Annotated in this window: 14 protein-coding genes; 3 read left to right on the top strand and 11 right to left on the bottom strand. The window is 71.4% G+C overall.

Going from position 1 to position 18,646, the window contains the following annotated elements:
- Positions 1-173: 173 nt before the first annotated feature.
- From OO71_RS09560 to asnB, 3 genes are all read right to left on the bottom strand, one after another.
- Positions 174-1,208, bottom strand: a complete 1,035-nt coding sequence (locus OO71_RS09560; protein ID WP_033289313.1) for a GDP-mannose 4,6-dehydratase — start codon at positions 1,206-1,208, stop codon at positions 174-176.
- Between the two features lie 103 nt (positions 1,209-1,311).
- Positions 1,312-1,521 (bottom strand): DUF5988 family protein, encoded by a 210-nt coding sequence (locus OO71_RS09555; RefSeq protein ID WP_033289418.1) that lies wholly within the window; start codon positions 1,519-1,521, stop codon positions 1,312-1,314.
- 163 nt (positions 1,522-1,684) lie between these two features.
- The gene (gene asnB / locus OO71_RS09550; protein ID WP_033289312.1) at positions 1,685-3,532 is read right to left on the bottom strand and encodes an asparagine synthase (glutamine-hydrolyzing); all 1,848 of its coding nucleotides are present in this window, start codon (positions 3,530-3,532) and stop codon (positions 1,685-1,687) included.
- A 224-nt stretch (positions 3,533-3,756) separates the two neighbouring features.
- Here asnB and OO71_RS09545 point away from each other — a divergent pair, with 224 nt between their 5' ends.
- Positions 3,757-4,704: a daunorubicin resistance protein DrrA family ABC transporter ATP-binding protein gene (locus OO71_RS09545; RefSeq protein WP_033289311.1), complete on the top strand. Its 948-nt coding sequence runs from the start codon at positions 3,757-3,759 to the stop codon at positions 4,702-4,704.
- Positions 4,705-4,721: 17 nt separating this feature from the next.
- A complete protein-coding gene (locus tag OO71_RS09540; protein WP_033289310.1) occupies positions 4,722-5,549 on the top strand; it encodes an ABC transporter permease in 828 nt (275 codons plus the stop codon).
- Between the two features lie 13 nt (positions 5,550-5,562).
- Here OO71_RS09540 and OO71_RS09535 read toward each other — a convergent pair whose 3' ends face one another.
- The 4 genes from OO71_RS09535 to OO71_RS52910 form a co-directional block, all read right to left on the bottom strand.
- Complete coding sequence (locus tag OO71_RS09535; RefSeq protein ID WP_033289309.1) at positions 5,563-6,738, bottom strand: cytochrome P450; 1,176 nt, start codon at positions 6,736-6,738, stop codon at positions 5,563-5,565.
- A 127-nt stretch (positions 6,739-6,865) separates the two neighbouring features.
- On the bottom strand, positions 6,866-7,594 hold the full coding sequence (locus OO71_RS48665; protein ID WP_051791382.1) for a cytochrome P450: 729 nt from the start codon (positions 7,592-7,594) through the stop codon (positions 6,866-6,868).
- Complete coding sequence (locus OO71_RS49990) at positions 7,503-7,871, bottom strand: cytochrome P450 family protein (RefSeq protein ID WP_156096234.1); 369 nt, start codon at positions 7,869-7,871, stop codon at positions 7,503-7,505. The genes OO71_RS48665 and OO71_RS49990 overlap by 92 nt, the downstream gene beginning before the upstream one ends.
- Before the next feature lie 46 nt (positions 7,872-7,917).
- A complete protein-coding gene (locus OO71_RS52910) occupies positions 7,918-8,046 on the bottom strand; it encodes a hypothetical protein (protein WP_281178398.1) in 129 nt (42 codons plus the stop codon).
- A 244-nt stretch (positions 8,047-8,290) separates the two neighbouring features.
- Here OO71_RS52910 and OO71_RS09525 point away from each other — a divergent pair, with 244 nt between their 5' ends.
- Entirely contained in the window at positions 8,291-9,052 is a 762-nt protein-coding gene (locus OO71_RS09525) for a thioesterase II family protein (protein WP_033289308.1), read from the top strand.
- Between the two features lie 137 nt (positions 9,053-9,189).
- Here the strand turns inward: OO71_RS09525 and OO71_RS09520 are convergent, their stop codons facing one another.
- From OO71_RS09520 to OO71_RS09505, 4 genes are all read right to left on the bottom strand, one after another.
- Positions 9,190-9,876 (bottom strand): helix-turn-helix transcriptional regulator, encoded by a 687-nt coding sequence (locus OO71_RS09520; RefSeq protein WP_084144830.1) that lies wholly within the window; start codon positions 9,874-9,876, stop codon positions 9,190-9,192.
- 450 nt (positions 9,877-10,326) lie between these two features.
- Positions 10,327-13,086, bottom strand: a complete 2,760-nt coding sequence (locus OO71_RS09515) for an AAA family ATPase (RefSeq protein ID WP_051791380.1) — start codon at positions 13,084-13,086, stop codon at positions 10,327-10,329.
- A gap of 3 nt (positions 13,087-13,089) precedes the next feature.
- Entirely contained in the window at positions 13,090-15,582 is a 2,493-nt protein-coding gene (locus OO71_RS09510; RefSeq protein WP_084144829.1) for a helix-turn-helix transcriptional regulator, read from the bottom strand.
- Between the two features lie 169 nt (positions 15,583-15,751).
- Positions 15,752-18,625 carry an ATP-binding protein gene (locus OO71_RS09505; RefSeq protein ID WP_245633611.1) on the bottom strand — a complete coding sequence of 958 codons (2,874 nt, stop codon included), beginning with the start codon at positions 18,623-18,625 and terminating at the stop codon, positions 15,752-15,754.
- Positions 18,626-18,646: the final 21 nt, after the last annotated feature.

The following is an 18,646-nucleotide window of genomic DNA, read 5'->3' as shown; positions in this document are numbered from 1 at the left end:
CCCGGCTCAACCCATCTCGGCCGCGAGCGGCGAGCTGCTGCCCGCATCGCACGTCACGAATTTCCCGTGGCACCCCGCCGGCATCAGGCTGCCGGCAATCGTTGCCACCACGGCAGTTTCGCCCTTGCGCGGCCGGGAAAACCTTAGATCCCGGCCGTTCCGGCGAGGCCCGGTTACCAAGCTCCGCTCAGCGCAAGGCCGTCCGTCCCGCGTTCGCGCGACACCTGGTGCAGATCGGACTCCACCATCATGCGCATCAGCTCGTCGAAGGCCACCGTGGGTTCCCAGCCCAGCACCTTGCGCGCCAGCCCGGAATCCGCGCACAACGTCTCGACCTCGGCGGGCCGGACCAGCTTCGGATCGATCACGACGTGGTCCTCCCAGTCGAGGCCGGCGCAGCCGAAGGCGATCCGCACCGCATCCCGCACCGAGTTCATCCGGCCGGTCCCGACCACGTAGTCGTCGGCGACGTCCTGCTGCAGCATCAGGTGCATGGCACGGACGTAGTCGCCGGCGAACCCCCAGTCGCGGACCGCATCGAGGTTGCCGAGGCTCAGTTTTTCCTGCAGCCCCAGCTTGATCCGCGCCACGGCGAGCGAAATCTTCCTCGTGACGAACTCGGCACCGCGCCGCGGGGATTCGTGGTTGAACAGCATCCCGGACACCCCGTACATCCCGAAGGATTCGCGATAGTTGCGCGTGATGTAGTGGCCGTACGCTTTCGCCACCCCATACGGGCTGCGCGGATGGAACGTCGTCGTCTCGCACTGCGGCGTCTCCATCACCTTGCCGAACATCTCCGACGAGGACGCCTGGTAGAACCGGATCTGGCCACCGGACGGGGGACGGGACGTGATCGACAGCCCGCTCACCATCCGGATCGCTTCGAGCATGCGCAGCACGCCCATGCCGTTGACCTCGGTGACCAGTTCCGCCTGCTCCCAGGACATCGGCACGAAGGAAATCGCCCCGAGGTTGTAGACCTCGTCCGGCTGGACCTTGTCGACGGCCGCGACCAGGCTGCCCTGGTCGAGGAGGTCGCCGTTGACGAAATCGAGATCGGCGGCGAGCATGCTGACCCGCGACTTCCGCGGATTCGCCTGCCCGCGGACCAGTCCCCACACCTGGTAGCCCAGGGAAAGCAGGTGCTCGGCCAGATACGAACCGTCCTGCCCGGTGATCCCGGTGATCAATGCACGCCTGGACATGTCAACCCTTCTCTCGGCCGGGGGGCGAATCGTCGCGGGCGCAGTTTCCGTTCCGGCGGGAAAACCTTCCGGAAATCCGCGAAGACAATTCGGCGGACCGGCACTACTCCGCGATCTTGGTCCTCTCGCACCAGCGGAAAACCGGCAGCCGGACGCCGTCCACCTCGGTCACCTCGCCGTGGTGCGAGAAATGCTCGTACCCGGAGCCGAACGAAATCTTCACCTTGTCGCACAGGTTGTCCACCTCCGCGACCCGGCCGCCTTCGGGCAATTCGGCCGGACCACCGGTCAGCACGATCCGCACACTGGCCATCTCGATCATCCCTTCCGAAACCGGGAGAGCTCCGTCTCGATTTTCCGCTCCGGGAATCAGCGTGCACCGCATCCGCCGGGCCGGTCCATCCCTTCTCCGGCAAGACTGGCCTTTCCCCTAGAGCTTCCTTTCCGGTCCCCGCGCATTCGCGGTTTCCGCGGATTCAGCCGACCTCGATTTCCGGTTGATGGAGCTCGAGCCAGGTCGCGATGTCGACCGTGCGGTCGAGGGCCTCGCGGGTGCTGTCCGGGACGTCCGCCGGATCCATCCGCACGACCTCGTCGACCCAGCGGCGGTCGGCGAACCGGAAGACGGGGTGATCGGCGTCCTCGGTCAGCTCCCTCGCCTGCTGCTGAAGCTCGCCGGCATACCGATCGTCCTGAGTGGACGGAAAGGGGCTCTTGACGCGGTTGCGGACCGAAGCGGGCAAGAGGTCGCCCGCCGCCGCGCGAAGCAGGCTCTTTTCCCTGCCGTCGAACGTCTTCATCGACCACGGGGTGTTGTAGACGTATTCCACCAGACGGTGATCGCAATACGGCACGCGCACTTCGAGGCCGACCGCCATGCTGATCCGGTCCTTGCGGTCCAGCAGCATGGGCAGGAACCGGGTGAGGTGGAGATGGCACATGATCCGCATGCGGCGTTCGTGCTCGTCTTCCCCGGGCAGGAACTCGACCGCGGCGGCCGCGTCGCGGTACGAGTCCTTGAAATAGGTCTCCAGATCGAGCGCGGCGACCAGGCCCGGGTTCATCATCCCCGTCGCGTTCGCGTCGTCCCACTCCGCCAGCACCGGGGCCATCCACGGGTAGAGGTCGGCGTGCGCGAGCTCGGGAACGTGGAACCACGGATATCCGGCGAAGACCTCGTCCGCCCCTTCGCCGGACAGCGCGACCGTGGAATGCTCCCGGATCGCCTTGAACAACAGGTACAGCGGGACGTCCACATCCGCCATGCCGACCGGGAAATCACGCGCCGCGATGACCGCCCTGCGATGTTCCCGATCGGCCATGGAGGTGAACGGCAGCACGATGTCCCGGTGGATCGCGCCGACGTGATCGGCCACGTCGTGCACGAACGGCGAGTCGGGGGTGGCGCGCATCGAATCGGGCCGGAAGGATTCGTTGCGGCCGGCGAAATCCACCGAGTACGTGTGCACCCGTTCGCCTTGGGCGGCGAGCTGCCGGGCCGCCACGACGGTGAGGGAACTGGAGTCCAGCCCGCCGGACAGCAGCACGCACTGCGGCACGTCCGCGACCAGCTGGTGTTTCACGATGTCACCGAACAACTCGCGGGTGACCGCGACGGTCGACTCGAGATCGTCGATGTGCTCGCGTGGCTCCAGCGTCCAGTAGGTGCGTTCCCGCACCCCGGATCGGTCGACCACGACCAGGCTGCCCGGACGGACCTCCCGCATCCCGGACCAGATCTCGGCGCCGGGAGTGTTCCAGCCGTTCAGCATCTCCCGGAGACCGTCGGCCGTGATCACCCGCTTCTGCAGCGGGTGGGCCAGGATCGCCTTCGGTTCCGACGCGAAGAGCACGCCGTCGGCGGTCGGGTGGAAGAAGAACGGCTTGATCCCCAGCCGGTCGCGGACCATGACCAGCTTCTCGTCACGGGCATCCCAGATCGCGAAGGCGTACATTCCGTCGAGCCGCTCGGCCACGGCCTCGCCCCATTCGAGATAGGCACGCAGCACCACCTCGGTGTCGCTCGAGGTCTCGAACCGGTGGCCGCGCCCGCGCAGCCGGTCCCGCAGCTCGGTGAAGTTGTACGCCTCCCCGCTGTAGGTGATCACCACGCGTCCGTCCGGGGTGTGCGCGGTCATCGGCTGCGTGCCGCCGCTGAGGTCGATCACCGCCAGCCTCCGGTGCCCGAGCGCGATGTGCCTGCCGGTCCAGATCCCTTCGGCATCGGGGCCACGGCAGGCCATCGTCCGGGTCATCGCCTCCACTGGCGTCCGGTCGGTCCGCAGGTCCCGCTGGTAGGACACCCATCCGGTGATACCGCACATCCGGCCCACTCCTTTCGCGTGCAGGCGCGGAAGTACGCACCACGACGGACGATCGCAGGAGGCGAACGGGGAAACTCCTAGTCTTCCCGGCTCCCATGGGGGCCGCCGCCCGGCACCTACTGGCGGTCCGCCGGGTTTTTCCCTGCTATGGCGGGCTCGCACCCCGGCGGCGGATCGCGCATGCTTGCGGCTGCCCGGCCGGATCGCACGACGAAAGGCACCGCATGCACCGCGAGCTGATGATCGAGGCCACCGGGATCACCCGGAACTTCGGCGCGGTCACCGCGCTCGCCGGGGTGAGCCTGACCGTCGGCCGCGGGCGCGTGCTCGGCCTGCTCGGGCACAACGGCGCAGGCAAGACGACGCTCGTCAACGTACTGGCCACGGTGCTCGCGCCGGCGTCCGGCTCGGCCCGCGTCGCCGGGTACGACGTCCGGCACGAGGCGGCCGAGGTGCGCCGCCGGATCGGCCTGACCGGGCAGTTCGCGTCCGTGGACGCCGGGCTCAGCGGGCGCGCCAACCTGACCCTGCTGGCCCGTCTGCTGGGCGCGAACCGGCGGCAAGCCGCGCAGCGGACCGACGACCTGCTGGCCGCGTTTGCGCTGACCGACGCCGCCGGACGGCCCGCCCGCACCTATTCCGGCGGCATGCGGCGGCGGCTCGACCTTGCCGCGAGCCTGGTCGGCCGTCCGGAGGTCATCTTCCTCGACGAGCCGACGACCGGACTGGACCCGACGAGCCGGATGAACCTGTGGCAGATCGTCGAAGAACTGGCCGGGCAAGGCACGACCGTGCTGCTCACCACGCAGTACCTCGACGAGGCCGACCGGCTGGCGGACACGATCGCGGTCATGTCCGCGGGCCGGGTCGTCGCGTCCGGGACCGCCGCCGCGCTCAAGGCGCGGGTCGGCCAGCGCTCGGTGCACGTCCGTCTCGTGCTGGCCACGCAGACCGCACTCGCGTGCACGGCGCTGCAGCGCACCGGGCTGCAGCCGGCGGAGGCCGAGCCCGGCGCGGTCGTCGTGCCGGTCGAGTCCGCCCGCGAGCTCGCCGTCGTCTTCCGTGCGCTGGACGGCGCCGGAATCGAGGTCGAAGACGTCGCGCTGCGGGAACCGACGCTGGACGACGTCTACCTGGCCCTCACCGACCGCGATCCGGCGCCCGCGGCCTGACCCCTCTGGAGCCCACCATGACCTCGATGCTCTCCCGCCCGGTTACCGCCCCGGCCCGCTGGCCCACGAGCTCGTTCGCCTCGCAGGTGGCTCTGCTGACCTGGCGCCAGCTGTCCACCACGGTGCGCGACCCACAGGAGATCCTGTTCGCGCTCCTGCAGCCGGCGGCCCTGCTCTTCATGTTCACCCAGGTGTTCGCCGTGCTGACGACGACCGCCGGGTTCCCGCCCGGGCTGTCCTATGTGGACTACCTGATGCCGGCGATCCTGCTGAACAACGTGCTGCAGCAAGCCATGCAGTCCGGCGCCGGGCTGGTCGAGGACCTGCACAACGGGTTCGTGGCCCGGCTGCGGTCGATGCCGGTGCACCCGGCCGTCCCGCTGGTCGCCCGGAGCTGCGCCGACCTCGCGTTCTGCGCGCTGCAGCTGGTGGTGATGCTGGGCACCGCGATCGCCCTGTTCGGGCACCGGCCCGGCGGCGGGCTCGCGGGCGTGGCCGCGTCGCTCCTGCTGGCGCTGGTGGTCTGCTGGGGGATCGGCTGGCTGTTCCTCGCCTTGGGCGCGTGGCTCCGGCGGGCACAGACGATGCAGAGCCTCAGCGTCGTGGCCGTGCTCCCGCTGATGTTCCTCTCGAGCGCCTACATCCCGGTCTCGGCGCTGCCCGGCTGGATCCGCACGCTCGCCCGGATCAACCCGCTGACCTACGCCGTCGACACCATGCGTGAGCTGGCTCTCGGGCTACCCGGCGGCGGGCTCGGCACGGCGGCGCTCACGGTCCTGATCTGTGCCGTGCTGGCAATTGCCGGGATTTTCGCCGCGCTCCGCGGATTTCGCCGTCCGCTCTGAGGAGTGCGGGCGCTCACCACGTGACGAGCAGGGCGGTCAGGCCGCCGGCGAGCTGATCGTCCGGGGTGCTCAGCTCGGCGACCGGCAGCGCGAGGCGCAGGTCCGGAAAACGCCGGAGCAGCGCGGAAAAGGCCAGCCGCAGCTCCATCCTGGCGAGGGGCGCGCCGACGCAATGCCAGATCCCGTGCGCGAAGGCCAGGTGCGGGTTCGGCGTGCGGGTGACGTCGACCCGGTCGGGCTCTTCGAAGGCCCGCGGGTCGAAGTTCGCGAGCGCGAAATCGAGCAGCACCAGGTCGCCCTCCTCGATACGGACTCCGCCGACCTCGATGTCCTCGCGCGCGTAATGCGGCATGGCCCCGCCACCCGCGCTGGCGGTGCGGAGCAGTTCCTCGACCGCATCGGGGATCAGCCCGGGATCGGCCGTGACTGCCGCGCGGAGTTCGTCGTCAGTGCACAGCCGCGCGACGCCGAAGCCGAGGTGGCTCACCACACTGCCGTGCCCCGCGAAGATCACGCCGGCAACGACTTCGGCGACTTCCTCGTCGGCCAGCCCGGCAGCGCAGGCGCCGGAAATCAGATCGTCGCTCGGCTCCCGCCGCCGTTGCACGACGAGCCGCCCGAGCAGAGCCGCCAGCGAGCCCTGCCCGTCGGTGCCGCTGCCGAGCTCGCTCGCCGCGGCGAGCCGGGATCCGAGCTCCCCGCGTTCTCCGGCGGGAATGCCGATCAGCTCGCACAGGACCGCGATCGACAGCGGGTTCGCGAACACCGACTGCAGATCGGCGGGCGGGCCCCAGGACGCCAACGTGCCCGCCGCCTCGTCGGCGAACGCCGCCACGCGAGGTTCGAGCGCGGCCATCCGCTTGCGCGAGAAGTGCGGCGCGAGCACCGTCCGGAGCCTGCGGTGGTCGGCCATCTCGTCCGCGTAGCCGGACCGGCCTGCCGCCGGATCGAACATCGGGCTGTCGATGAACCTGGGCGCGTTCTCCGGGTCCGGATGCGCCCGCCCGAGACGAGGGTCCGCCAGCAGGTCTTTGATCTCGGCGTACCGCGTGACCAGCCACGCGTCGTCACCGGCGTAGGTCCGGACCGGGACGACCGCCCGGGATTCCTGCAGCCGCCGCCAATCCGGCGCGGGCCGGAGCACCGGCGTGGACAGGGCGGCGAGACTGGGCCGGTCTTCGGCGGGCATAGGGCGGGCTCCCGTGCGGATCGACGACGTCGGGTGTTTCATGATCGAACATCCCAGTGCCGTGAACAGCTGTCAAAGACACGGGAAAAAGGGTAAGGAAATCACCACATCACCGCCCGGGCGGGGTTCACCAGGTGACGAGCAGTGCGGACAGGCCACCCGCCAGCTGATCGTCCGGGACACTGAGCTCGGACACCGGAAGCACGAGACGCAGCCCGGGAAAACGCTGCAGCAGTGCGGAAAACGCCAGCCGCAGCTCCATCCGCGCAAGCGGCGCGCCGACACAGTGCCACCTGCCGAGCGCGTAGGTCAGGTGCGGGTTCGGCACGCGGCCGAGGTCGATCCGGTCGGGCTCGGCGAAGGCTCTCCGGTCGGTGTTCGCCAGCGCCAGGTCGAGCAGCACCAGATCACCGGCTTGAATGCGGACTCCGTCGATGTCGAGATCTTCCCGCGCGTAGTGCGGCATGATCACGCCACCCGCGCTGGCGGTGCGCACCATCTCCTCGACCGCGGCAGGCATCAGCCCGGGATCGGCCGTGACTGCCGCGGTCGAGCTCGTCGTCGCTGCACAGCCCTCGACACCGAACACGAGATGGTTCACCACGCCGCGACCGCCGAAGATCACCCCGGCGATGGCGTCGGCGACTTCGGCATCGGTCAGCCCGGCAGCGCAGGCACCGGAGATCAGATCGTCACGCGGCTCCTCCCGCCGGAGCGCGACGAGCCGCCCGACCAGGGCCGCCAGCGGACCCAGGCGGTCGGTGTCACCGCCGAGCGTGCTCGCGGCAGCGAGCAGCGGCCCCAGCTCGTCGCGTTCTTCGGCGGGAATGCCGATCAGCTCGCACCGGACCGCCATCGACAGCGGGGTTCGCGCACACCGCCAGCAGATCGGCCGACGGGCCGCCGGACGCCAGAGCCGTCACCGCTTCGTCGACGATCTCCGCCACGCGAGGTTCGAGCGCAGCCATCCGGCTGTGCGAAAAGTAGGGCGTGAGCACCGTCCGCAGGCGGCGGTGGCCGGCGAGCCCATGGGCGAAGCCGGTCTGGCCGGCAGCCTCACCGAGGATCGGGGAGTCGATGAACCGGGCGGCGTTCTCCGGGTCCGGATGCGCCCGCCCGAGCCGGGTGCCCATCAGCAGGTCTTTGATCTCGGCGTACCGGGTGACCAGCCACGCGTCGTCACCGGTGTAGGTCCGGACCGGGACCGACCGCCCGGGATTCCTGCAGCCGCCGCCAATCCGGGGCGGGCCGGAGCACCGGCGTGGACAGGGCGGCGAGACTGGGCCGGTGGTCGGCAGGGCTGGACATGGGTCGGACTCCGTTGCGCTCGACGACGTTCCATACCTCAGGACCGAACTTCCCAGTGCCGCCGGACGGCTGTCAAAGCTCCCGGCGAAAGGGTAAGGAAAGCACCACATCACCGGGAACTGCCGCATTTTCGGCTGCTCTGGTGATTTCCTCGTCCCGGCGGGTGTGTACTGCGGCACCGGCGGCCCGTGCATTCCGTCCGGCCCCGCCGAAACCCCGCGTCCCCGGTACGAAGGAACGTCCCATGCCTCTCCCCGCGACGAATGCCGATCTCTGGCTCCGCCGGTTCCGGCCGTCCCCGGCCGCCACCCGCCGGCTGGTCTGCTTCCCGCACGCCGGCGGGTCGGCCGGCTTCTACCAGCCGGTCGCCGCGGCGCAGCCGCCCGGCACCGACGTCGTCGTGCTGCAGTACCCGGGCAGGCAGGACCGCTACCGCGAGCCGTGCCTGTCCACAGTGGAAAGCTACGCCGACCGGATCAGCGAAGTGCTCGACGGCGAGCCGGAGCTGCCGACCGTCTACTTCGGACACAGCATGGGCGCGTCGATCGCCTTCGAGACCGCGGTGCGCACCGGCGCCGTGTCGGCATTGGTGGCGTCCGGACGCCGGGCGCCCGCCGCGTCCCGCACCGAGTACGTCCACCGGCTCGACGATGCCGGGCTGCTCCGGGAGATCAACCGGCTCGGCGGAACCGAATCGGCGTTGCTGGACAACGAAGAAGTGCTCCGCCTGGCGCTGCCTGCCATCCGCAACGACTACCGTGCCGCCGAAACCTACGAAGGCACCCCGGGTACCCGGCTGGACTGCCCGATCGTCGCCCTGGTCGGCGACGCCGACCCGAAGGCGACCGTCGCGGAGGCCGGCCGCTGGGGCGAGCACACCACCGCCACGTTCCGGATGCGGGTCTTTCCCGGCGGGCACTTCTACCTGACCGGCCACGCTGCCGCGGTGAACCGCGAAATCGCCGCCGAACTCGCCCGTCTCGGCGACTCCGCCGCGTCGGCGTGACCGCCCGGTACTGCACCGGAAACCCGGAAAGGGCAGCAGATTTCCCTTGGCGCAAGGGTCATTCCGCACGGGCCGCCCGGCTGCGGGCGATCCGCACGGGAAGACCGCCCGGGTTCAGTCCGGATCACCCGCGCGGATCACGAGGCCCGGATGTACTCCGGCCGGACTCGCGGCGGCCACTGCCCCAGGCTCAGGATCCCGAGCGAGTAGCTCTTCGAAACGAGCGCGGGCCGGTTGGTCACCTTCAGCTTCCGCAGCAGGGTCGTGACGTGGTACTCGATCCCGCCCCGGGACAGGAAGAGCTTCGCCGCCATCTGCACGGTGGACTCGCCCGTCGCGACGCCCTCGAGGATCCGCGCGTCGATGGGACTCAGCAGTGCCTGCTTGCCGCTGGCCAGCTGCAGGACGCCGCTGGTCTCCTCCGGCCGGACCAGCACCAGTAGCCCGTTGACCCGGCCGGCGTCACCTCGTACGGCGACGCCGGTCAGCTCACCGGCGAACACCGCCTGTTCGGCGCCGACCGCGACGACCTGCTCGGCAAAGCGCGGATGGCCGCCTTCCTTGAGCCGGGTCAGCTGGTGCCGCACTTTTCCGTGCACACTCGGGTGCAGGAATTCGCAGAATCCGCGACCACGCAGTTCCTGGGCACTGCGGCCGAACTGCCGCGAGAAAAACCGATTGGCATCGGTGACCCGGAGCCCGAGGTCCAGGTTCGCCATGCACATCCCGGACTGGTCGAAAAGCGAACGATATCTGTCGCGGTGCTCGGTGTGCACGGTGGGAACCGGCACCGCACAGCGCGGGGCCGTTGCGGTTGAATTCATGGGGAGGACCGTTCCTCTCATTTCATGAGAGATTCGATGGAGCGATTCGAGCCGCACATATTCCAGGATTATCGGAATATTCGTTTGCGGGTTGTCACGCGTGGATCGTATCGATCATGAAACGGCCGGGTCAACAGATCCGCACTGGCCGGCCTTAACACTGCGGTACCGCGCGCCGATGGTTCGGTCCACTGCGGTCCCCCGCACTCCGGCGCTCCGCCGGGCAGGGAAAAGACAGTTGAATATTACCCGAAGGTGAACCTGCGCGATACCGCCCCAGAGACAAGAGTCCAGACTCCCACGATATTTTAAGCAGCCGCAGATCCGCTGGTCAAGAACCGGCAACCGGCGCGCCGAAAAGCCGGGGCCCGGTCACCGGACGGCCGCGGGCGGCGATGGGGTGAGCACGCCACCCCGCAATCACGTCCCGGTAAACGCTCCCCGGCAGGCTCAGCCGGACCGGTCCGGTCCGAGTGCGCCCGCCAGGCCCGGCCGGCCTTCGATGCGCAATTTGCGGTAAACACCGGTCAACCGCTTCTCGACGGCCCGGCGTCCGATTCCGAGTGTTTCGGCGATCTCGGTATTGGTGCGGCCCTGCGCCGCGAGCTCCGCCACCGTGGTCTCCCCCGGGGTCAGCCCGGGTCGCCGCGGCGTATCCGGCGCGTCCGCGCTGCTCGCATACAGCCGGTCGGCGCGCTCGGCCAGCCAGCCCGCTCCGCACTGTGCGGCCAGCCGGTGGCCGCACAGCACGTGGCGGGCCGCCTCGGCCGGATCGGTTTCCCGGAGCCGTTCGCCGAGATCCACGAGGGTGTACGCCAGCTCGAACGGATTGTCCGATTCCTCCAGTAGGGCCAGGGATTCCCGCAGCCACCGCACCCCGGCCGCACCGTCGTGGACTGCCGCGCGGATCCGCAACGTCCGCGCGATGGTGACCGGTTCGCCCCACGCGACCGCACGCTCGTGGCTTTCCTCCGCCACCCGCCGGGCCTGGCCGGCGCGCCCCAGCCGGTGGGACAGCATTGCCGCCCCCTCCCACCACCGGTGCAATACCGGGTTGCACCAGCCCATCCGGTCCAGGTACCGCTCGCAGTCCAGGAACTGCGCGAGCGCCTCCTCGAGGTCGCCTTGCTCCGCGGTGACAGTCGCGAGCAATGCGCGGCGGATCAGGAACTGCCACGGCAGGCCGTCGGGCTCGGTGCTGCCGAGGAGACGACCGGCAAGTTCGCTGTCCCGCAACATGAACGCCGCCACCCCGAGGGCCTGTTCCGGCAGGATCCGGTGCTCTCGCTCGGCAAGGGCGACGGCGTCGTACGCGCGGACCGCGTGCTCCCGGCCTTCGGCCAGATGCCCCTTGGCGAGCAGCACGAGAGCGCGCTGCGCATCGACCACCGACCGCCACCCCGCGCTGGAGCGCCGGTTCGTGTAGTCGCTCGCCGCCTCGAGCCAGCCGAGCGCGCCGCCGAGGTCGCCTGCTGCCACCAGCACAGTCGGCAGGACCCACATGGTCGATTGCATGTCGACCCGGTGGGCAGGCTGGTTGTCCAGGATCTGCGCGATCGGCGCGGCGACCTCGTCCCGGCTCAGCCGCGCGCTGAGAGTACCGGAAAGCAGCAGTACCGAACGCAGGTCCCGCTCCGCCGCACTGAGCGGGACGGTGCCGGGCAGGCTCCGCAGCCGGGCCATCGCCGCAGCCTGCCGCGCCGGGTCGGCCAGCGCCGCGTACCACGCACGGGCTTCCAGCCGTAACGCCAGCTCACGGTCGGCGCCGTGCAGCTTTTCGGCCGGGCCGAGCTCTTCGGACACCTCGCGGACGAGTTCGTCGATCAGCGGTCCGGCCGCCGCGACCGACAGCGGGCTCCGCGCGATCACCGCCGCCCGGTCGCGGGCGGACCTCATCAGCGATGCCGCCTGTGCCAGGTGCCGGACTGCCACGGCCGCACCGGCATCGAATTCGGCAGCCGCCAGCTCCGCCAGCAGCCACGGCCGGTCCACGTCGTACTTGGGCCGATCCCGCAACACCTGCCGCAGGTACCGGGTGGCTGCCTCCGGCTCCCCGCGCTGCCGGGCTTCGGCCGCTGCCACGCGCAGCGCGGCGGCCTCCCCGCGGCCACCGCCGTGCCCGAACTGCCCGACGACCTGCTCGACCGGATATCCGCTCTCCGCCAAGAGGATCGCGGCGGCATTGCGCAGCGCAGCGTCCTCGCGCGGGCTCATCGCTTCCTCGATCAGCCGGACGATGCGGGGGGCAAGCACCTCCTCGGGCGCCGTCAGAAACAACCCCTCGAGGACTGCCCTCGCCGCCGCATACCGTGGCGGTTCGAGCCCCGACAGCTGTGCCACGAGCCGATGGTCGGCGCCGTTCCCCAAGACGACCACGGCCTTCGCCAGCGCGGCGACCGCCGGATCGCGCCGCAGCACGGACCGCAGCCGTTCCTCCCAGACCGCCCCGCCCAGCGCGCGGATCTGCTCGGCTTCGTCCGCCCGGCCGCTCAGCCGGTGGCCAAGCGCGCGGTCGAGCAGGCTGCTCAGTTCCTTCGGGTTGCCGCCGGTGATCTCGTGACAGGCCAGGGAGAACTCCGGGTCGTGGGCAGCGCCGAACCGGCTGCCGATCAGCTTCCCGGTGGCGGCAGGCGAAAGTGCCGCCACGCGAACGTGATGGCGGGCCCCGCCCGCGATCTCCCGGAGCAACGGCGAACGCCCGCCGGTGCCGTCCGCGATCACCACGCCGATCAGCAACCGCAGCCCGCACAGCCGCGCCGCGAGGAACACCAGTGCGCGGAGCGAGGGCTCATCGGCCCACGGCAGGTCGTCGACCAGGAGCACGACCGTGCGGTGCGCGGCGAACCCGGCGATGAGCGCGTGCAGACCGGGCAGCACGGTCGACGGCGGCAGGTCGGCCGCGGCCCCGGAAGCAAGGCACTGCAGCACTTTCCGCGCCGCGAGCGGCAACTCCGGGTCGTCCGGCGCGCTCAGCGGCGGGAGTACGAGCTGCCGGACGACCCCGAACGGGTAGCCCGTCTCCGTCTCGGCTCCGCCGCCGAGCAGCACCCGGGCGCCACGGCGTCCGGCCGTCGTCGCCAGCTGCCGGAGCAACGCCGTCGTCCCGGCCCCCGCGGCGCCGCCGATCACCACCACGGCACCGTCGCCCGAGTCCACTTCGGACAGTACGGACTCCAGCTCGGCCAGTGCGGATTCGCGTTCCAGCAGCACGGGTCACGCCTCGGCCTGCCACGCGCCGGCCAGCTCTGCCCGTCCGCCGACCCCGAGCTTGCGGTAGACCTTGGTCAGCCGCATCTCCACCGTGCGCACCGCGATCGACAGCTCCGCCGCGATCTCGCGGTTGGCCATCCCGCGGGCGGCGAGTTCCGCCGCGTCGCGTTCGGCCGCCGACAGGGTTGCCGGCCTGCATCGGGCTTCGCTACCTGCACCGGCCCCGCCGACGCGCGCCGTGACCTGGTCGCGGAACGCCTGCACGACAAGGCCGGTACCCCAGCGGGAGGCAAGCGCCGATTCCTCGGTGAAGAGCGCCTCGGCCGCGGACCGGTCCCCGAGCAAGCGGAGCGAAATTCCGGCCAGCGTGCGCCAGGGCGTGAGCATCGGATTGTGCCAGTGCCGCGAACGCAGGATCCGCCCGCACTCGCGCAGCGGCCCGAGAGCACCTGCCGGATCGCCCGCGGCCAGCCGTACTTCACCTTGCGCCGCCAACAGAAAGGCCCAGGCGACGCCGGCATCGGCACCCGGCGGAAGCGGTTCGGCCGCGATCTCCCCTGCCCGGTCGAGCCTGCCGAGCCGGACTTCGGCGCCGAGCCGTCCGGCCACCAGGTGCGGGATGAGCGTCGGATGCCATGACCGCAGCGGAAGTTCCGCGGTGGCCGCGGCAAGATCGTCCGCCGCCGCCTCGGGCAGGCCGGCCCGGAACGCGGTCAGTGCCCGGTAGAGCAACGCTTGTGCGGCCACCACTCCCGCCGCCGCGCGCCGGGCGTCGGCGAGCAGCGCGTCCAGCCCGGCCACCGCCTCGTCGAGGTCGTGGCAGCACAGCAGGGCCCGGCAAGCCGCCAGCCTGACCATCAGCGGAATGTCGTGGCGCGCGGAGAGCGCGGCCGCCGCCAGCCCGCGGACCCGCTCCCGGTCGGCCGCACGGGCCGCCAGCTGCCAGGCCAGCACCCCGGCCTGCGCCGGACCGACCGGCGGGACCGGCGGCGCGACCGGGACATCCGATTCCGCAGCCGCTTCCTCCTGCGCGAGCCTGCCGAGCGCGATCATCGCCGCCCGCCTGCCTCGTGGCGCCCGCTCGGCACCGCCCGGCATCAGCGCCGTCGCGCACGCAGCATCGGCACCGCGGCCGAGCAGCAGATCGGCCGCGGTGACCGCCGCGGGCGAGCACGGCGACTCGTGCAGGACCAGCTGGAGGCAGATGTCACTGATCTCCGGTGCGTACGCGACCTCGATCCGGGCCAGCTCGAGCAACGCCGCTTCCCGCTCGGCCGCGCTCATCGGCTCGGCCAGTGCCCGCCGCAACGCCTCGGCCGCCCCCGTGGCGTTCCCCTGCCGCGCCCGCTCGGCGGCGGATTCGATCAGCGCCCGGCCTGCCCACGGCTGTCCCACGAGTCCGGTGCCACACAACAGATCCGCCAACCGGCCGGACGAGGCCCCGGCGCGGTGCTCGAGCACGGCAGCCCGGAAGAACAGCTCCTCGCGTTCGGCGGCAGGCATCGCCCCCAGCACGTCGGCAGCCTCGTACGGACCGGCCAGCCGCGGCGCGGGGAGCCCGGTGGCCAGCCCGGCCACGACCAGCTGCTCCAGCGCCGCCTGCAGATCGGTGCCCGGATCCACGAGCGAGCCGGCCATCCCGAAGCCACGTTCGGCCCCGCCCATCGCCAGCACGCGCAGCAGCTCGAGCGGCCCCGCGGGCAACCCGCACAGCATGCGGGCCGCCCGCTCGGACCACACCGAGCGGGCGATGCCGGTCAAGTCCGGAATCCGCTCGGCGTCCGCCGGCAGCCCGGCCTCCGCGAACCGGTCCGCCACCTCGTGCACGACGGCTGGATGGCCGCGCGTGACGCCCGCGGCCGCCGCGGCGAAATCCGCACCGGTGTCCGTACCGAACGCCTCGTGCAGCATCCGCGTGGTGGCGGCCGTGCCCAGCGGCGCGACCCGGATTTCCGGCCAGTGCACCGGACAGTCGCCGCCGCGATCCCGGCCGGCCGGTCCGTACGCGGCCGTCGCCAGCAGCACCGGGTACCCGTGTGCCCGCCGGGCCAGCCGGTCGAACCAGCGCAGCGACCAGGAGTCCGCCCATTGGAGGTCGTCGATCGCCAGCACCAGCGGGGCGCCCTCGGTCAGTTCCGCGAACGCCCCGGACATCTCGCTCAGTGCCGCATCGCGGTCCGCCGTGCAGCAGGCCGCCACCAGATCGGCGAACCGGCCCGGCGGGTGCAGCGCCGCGCTCAGCGGCAATGCCGCGGCGTAGGGAATGTCGGCGTCGAACGGCGAGCAGCGGGAGTATGCGGCGCACATCCCCGCCGCGCGCGCTGCCCCGAGAAGGCGCTGCAGCAGCGCGGTGCGCCCGACCCCGGGCTCGCCGAAAATGCTCAAACGAGCAGATCGACCGTTTCGGAGCCCTTCGACCAGATCGTCCAGCAGGGCGACTTCGACGTCACGCTCCGCAAGCTTTGTGCCTCCTGGACTTGACCGGAGGGATGGCACGATACCCTCCCGATGTCCACGTCCGGTTACTCTTCAGATCGGAACCTGCGCCCAAGGTTACAACTACGGGCAAATTTTCTGCAAGATCACCCGGCCGGGTCCCCTCCACCCGGGTGAGTGCAGCTCCGTGCCCGGTGACCCGGGCCTGCCTCACCGGCAGCGATCGCGGTCAGTTCTCCGGATTGCGCTCGTTTGTGCCCAGAACGCTCATCAGTTCACTGCGGCCTTTGATACCGAGCTTGCGGTAGACGCTCGTCAGATGCAGTTCCACCGTCCGCAGGGTGAGGAACAGCGATTCGGCGATCTCCCGGTTCGTCAAGCCCTCCGCCGCGCGCTGGGCCACCCGCTGCTCGCCCTGGCTCAACGCATCGGCAGGCGACGCCGTCCCGCTGCGCAGCCGTCCGCCGGCTGCGGCCAGCGCCTGCACCGACAGTCGCAGCCGGTATTTGTCCCCGCTGCGCACCGACAGGGAAATCGCCCGCCGCAAGCGTTCCCGTGCTCGCTCGCTGTCCCCCTGCTGCAGCAGCCGGCGCCCCAGCAGATACTCGGCCCGCGCCGATTCCAGCCTGGCCGGGGACCCCGACAACCGCTCCGCGGCCTCCTCCAGCAACGCGATCCCCGCGTCGCCCGGCGTCAGCAGGCCGCGGGCCACGCGGACCATCCCGATCGAACGCGCGGTACCCCAGCGCTCGGCATGCGGTTCCACCGGCTCGAGCAGCTCCCTGCCCGCACCGGTCCGGCCGACGCCGGCGAGGATCTCCACGGCGTCGGACCACCAAGGGGCCGCCAGCGGATTGTGGAAACCCGCATCCGCCATGCTGTCCCCGCACCGGCGCAGGACGGCGAGAGCCCCCTCCTCGTCGCCCAGTGCGCGCAGGGAGTACGCACGGGCCATCAGGTACGAGTGATGCCCCAGGAACGTCTGGTCCGGCGCGGGCCCGTTCATGCCGTCCAGCACCTGCCCGGCACGAACCGGCTGATCGTAGTGGACGAGAACGGAGGCGAGGGCGGCATGCCGGAAGGCCCGCGGCACGCCCTGTCCCTTCGCGCCGAGGGCGAACGCCAGCCGGGCGTCGGAAAGCGCCTCGGCGAGATCGCCGGTGAAGAGCCGGATGTGGGCCCGTGCGCTCGCCGCCAGTGCGCAAAGGAAAGCCTCGCCGCACCGCTCTGCGTTGTCGAGCAGCTCGGTCACCGCCGCCAGCGCAGGATCGATCCGGTCGGCGAGATAGAGCGGGAACACCGCGCCCATCACCGTCCACCCGCCGGCGGTCGCGGTCCCGGCGCGGAGTACCTCCGCCGCCTGCGCGACGACCTCCGGCCGGGGGCGGCCCTGCAAGGCACCGAGGGCGGCGGCCGCCGCCAGCAGCTGGCGATCCTCGCCGGCGTCGCCGCCGGGCAGCGGGACCGCCGGGAAATGCCCGTCCGCGCCGGTGGTCCCCTCGCCCATGCCCGAGATCAGCAGCATCGTGTCGAGCATCCGCAGTGCCCGGCCGGTCGCGGCCGGTTCCGGCGGTCGCTCGGCGTGCAGCGCGTCGAGCACCTGGGCGGCCAGCCCGAATCCCCGGCGAGCACTCCCCGACGCCAGGGAGATCAGCAGATGCTGGACGACGATCGGCACTCGCCCCGCCGCGTCCGGCACCAGTCCGTACGCCCGTTCCAGGTACCGCAGCGCCGATCGGGGATCGGTCTGGCCGAGCACCCGGCCGAGGTGGGTCAGGATGGCGGCCGAATCCCCGTCCGCCGTCAGCGCGTGCACCAGGTAGCGGGCCGCGGCCGACGGCGCACCGCGCCGCTCGGCATCCGCAGCGGCTTCCCGCAGGACGTTCACCATCCACGTCCGGGACAGCGGCTCGATCCGGGTCAGCTGGATCGCGACGGTCTCGGCCGGGCGCCCGCTGTCGTTGAGCAACGTCGCCGCCCGGACCCGGAGCACCGTGAGCGCGGCCGGGGGCACCGCGTCGAGGACGGCGGCGCGAACCGGATCGTGCCGGTACTCCAGCCGGTCCGGCTTCAGCAAACCGTTGCCGCGCAACGTGCGTACCGCCGCGGTGGCGACGCTGAGCCGGACCGCGGCCAGCGTCGTGATCGTCTCCAGCTCTTCACGGCCCAGCACGGCAATCGCCCTGGCGACCGCGAGCGCGTCTCCCGGCAGCCGGTCCAGTACCGACAGCGCGACGACCCGGTGCCCCGCCGCTTCCACCACCCCGGCCGACCGGGCGTCCGGCACGACCTCGCCGCGGAGCTTCTCGATGATCTCGGCGAGCAGATGCGGATCGCCCCCGGTCACTTCCGCGCACTTGGCCGCGAACGCCGGGGCCGGTGCCACGCCGAAGCCGGATTCCAGCACGTCGGCCACGGCTTCGACCGGCAGTGGACCGAGATCGACCGTGAGGCAGCGGGACGATTCGCCGATTTCGCCCAGCGCGCCGGGGTCGGGCTCCCCCGGCCCGGTCCGCTGGATCATGATCACCAGCAGGCGCAGGTTCTCCGCACGCCGCAGCACGAAACCGAGCCAGCGCAAGGAGGCTTCGTCACCCCACTGGACATCGTCGACCACGAGGGCGAGCAGTCCTTCGGCGGCGTACCCGGCCGCCAGCCTCAGCAACCCGTGCATCACCGCGTAGCCGTCCGCGGTACCCGGATCCGAGCCGCCTGCGCCGTCCGGCAACCCGGGCAGCACCTGCGGGCCGATACCGCCCGGCTGGTACCGGCCGGCCGCTTCTTCGCTCTGCACAAGCGGTTCGAGCAGCCCGCGCACCGCTTCGAACGGCCGCGAGCCGCCCGGCGGGCACCGGACGGCAAGCACCGCGCGGGCGATTCCGTCCAGTTCGTCCAGCACGGCGGAGACCATGCGGGTCTTGCCGATCCCGGCCGGCCCGCGGACGAGCACGGCCTGGCCTTCGCCGAGCGCAGCCTCGTGCGCCCGGCCGACCAGCAGCCGCATTTCCCAGTCGCGGCCGGCCAGCTCGATCGCCGGGGCCGCCCGGCACCGGCAGGCGGGCCGCCCGCGGTCGCCTCCGGGGCCGGTGATCGAGGGGGCCACTCTGCTCAGCTTCCTGTCCGT

The sequence above is a fragment of the Amycolatopsis jejuensis genome, assembly GCF_000717335.1.
Taxonomy (GTDB): domain Bacteria; phylum Actinomycetota; class Actinomycetes; order Mycobacteriales; family Pseudonocardiaceae; genus Amycolatopsis; species Amycolatopsis jejuensis.
Note: the sequence above shows the minus strand (reverse complement) of the source record. Positions and strands in the feature narration are given on the sequence as shown.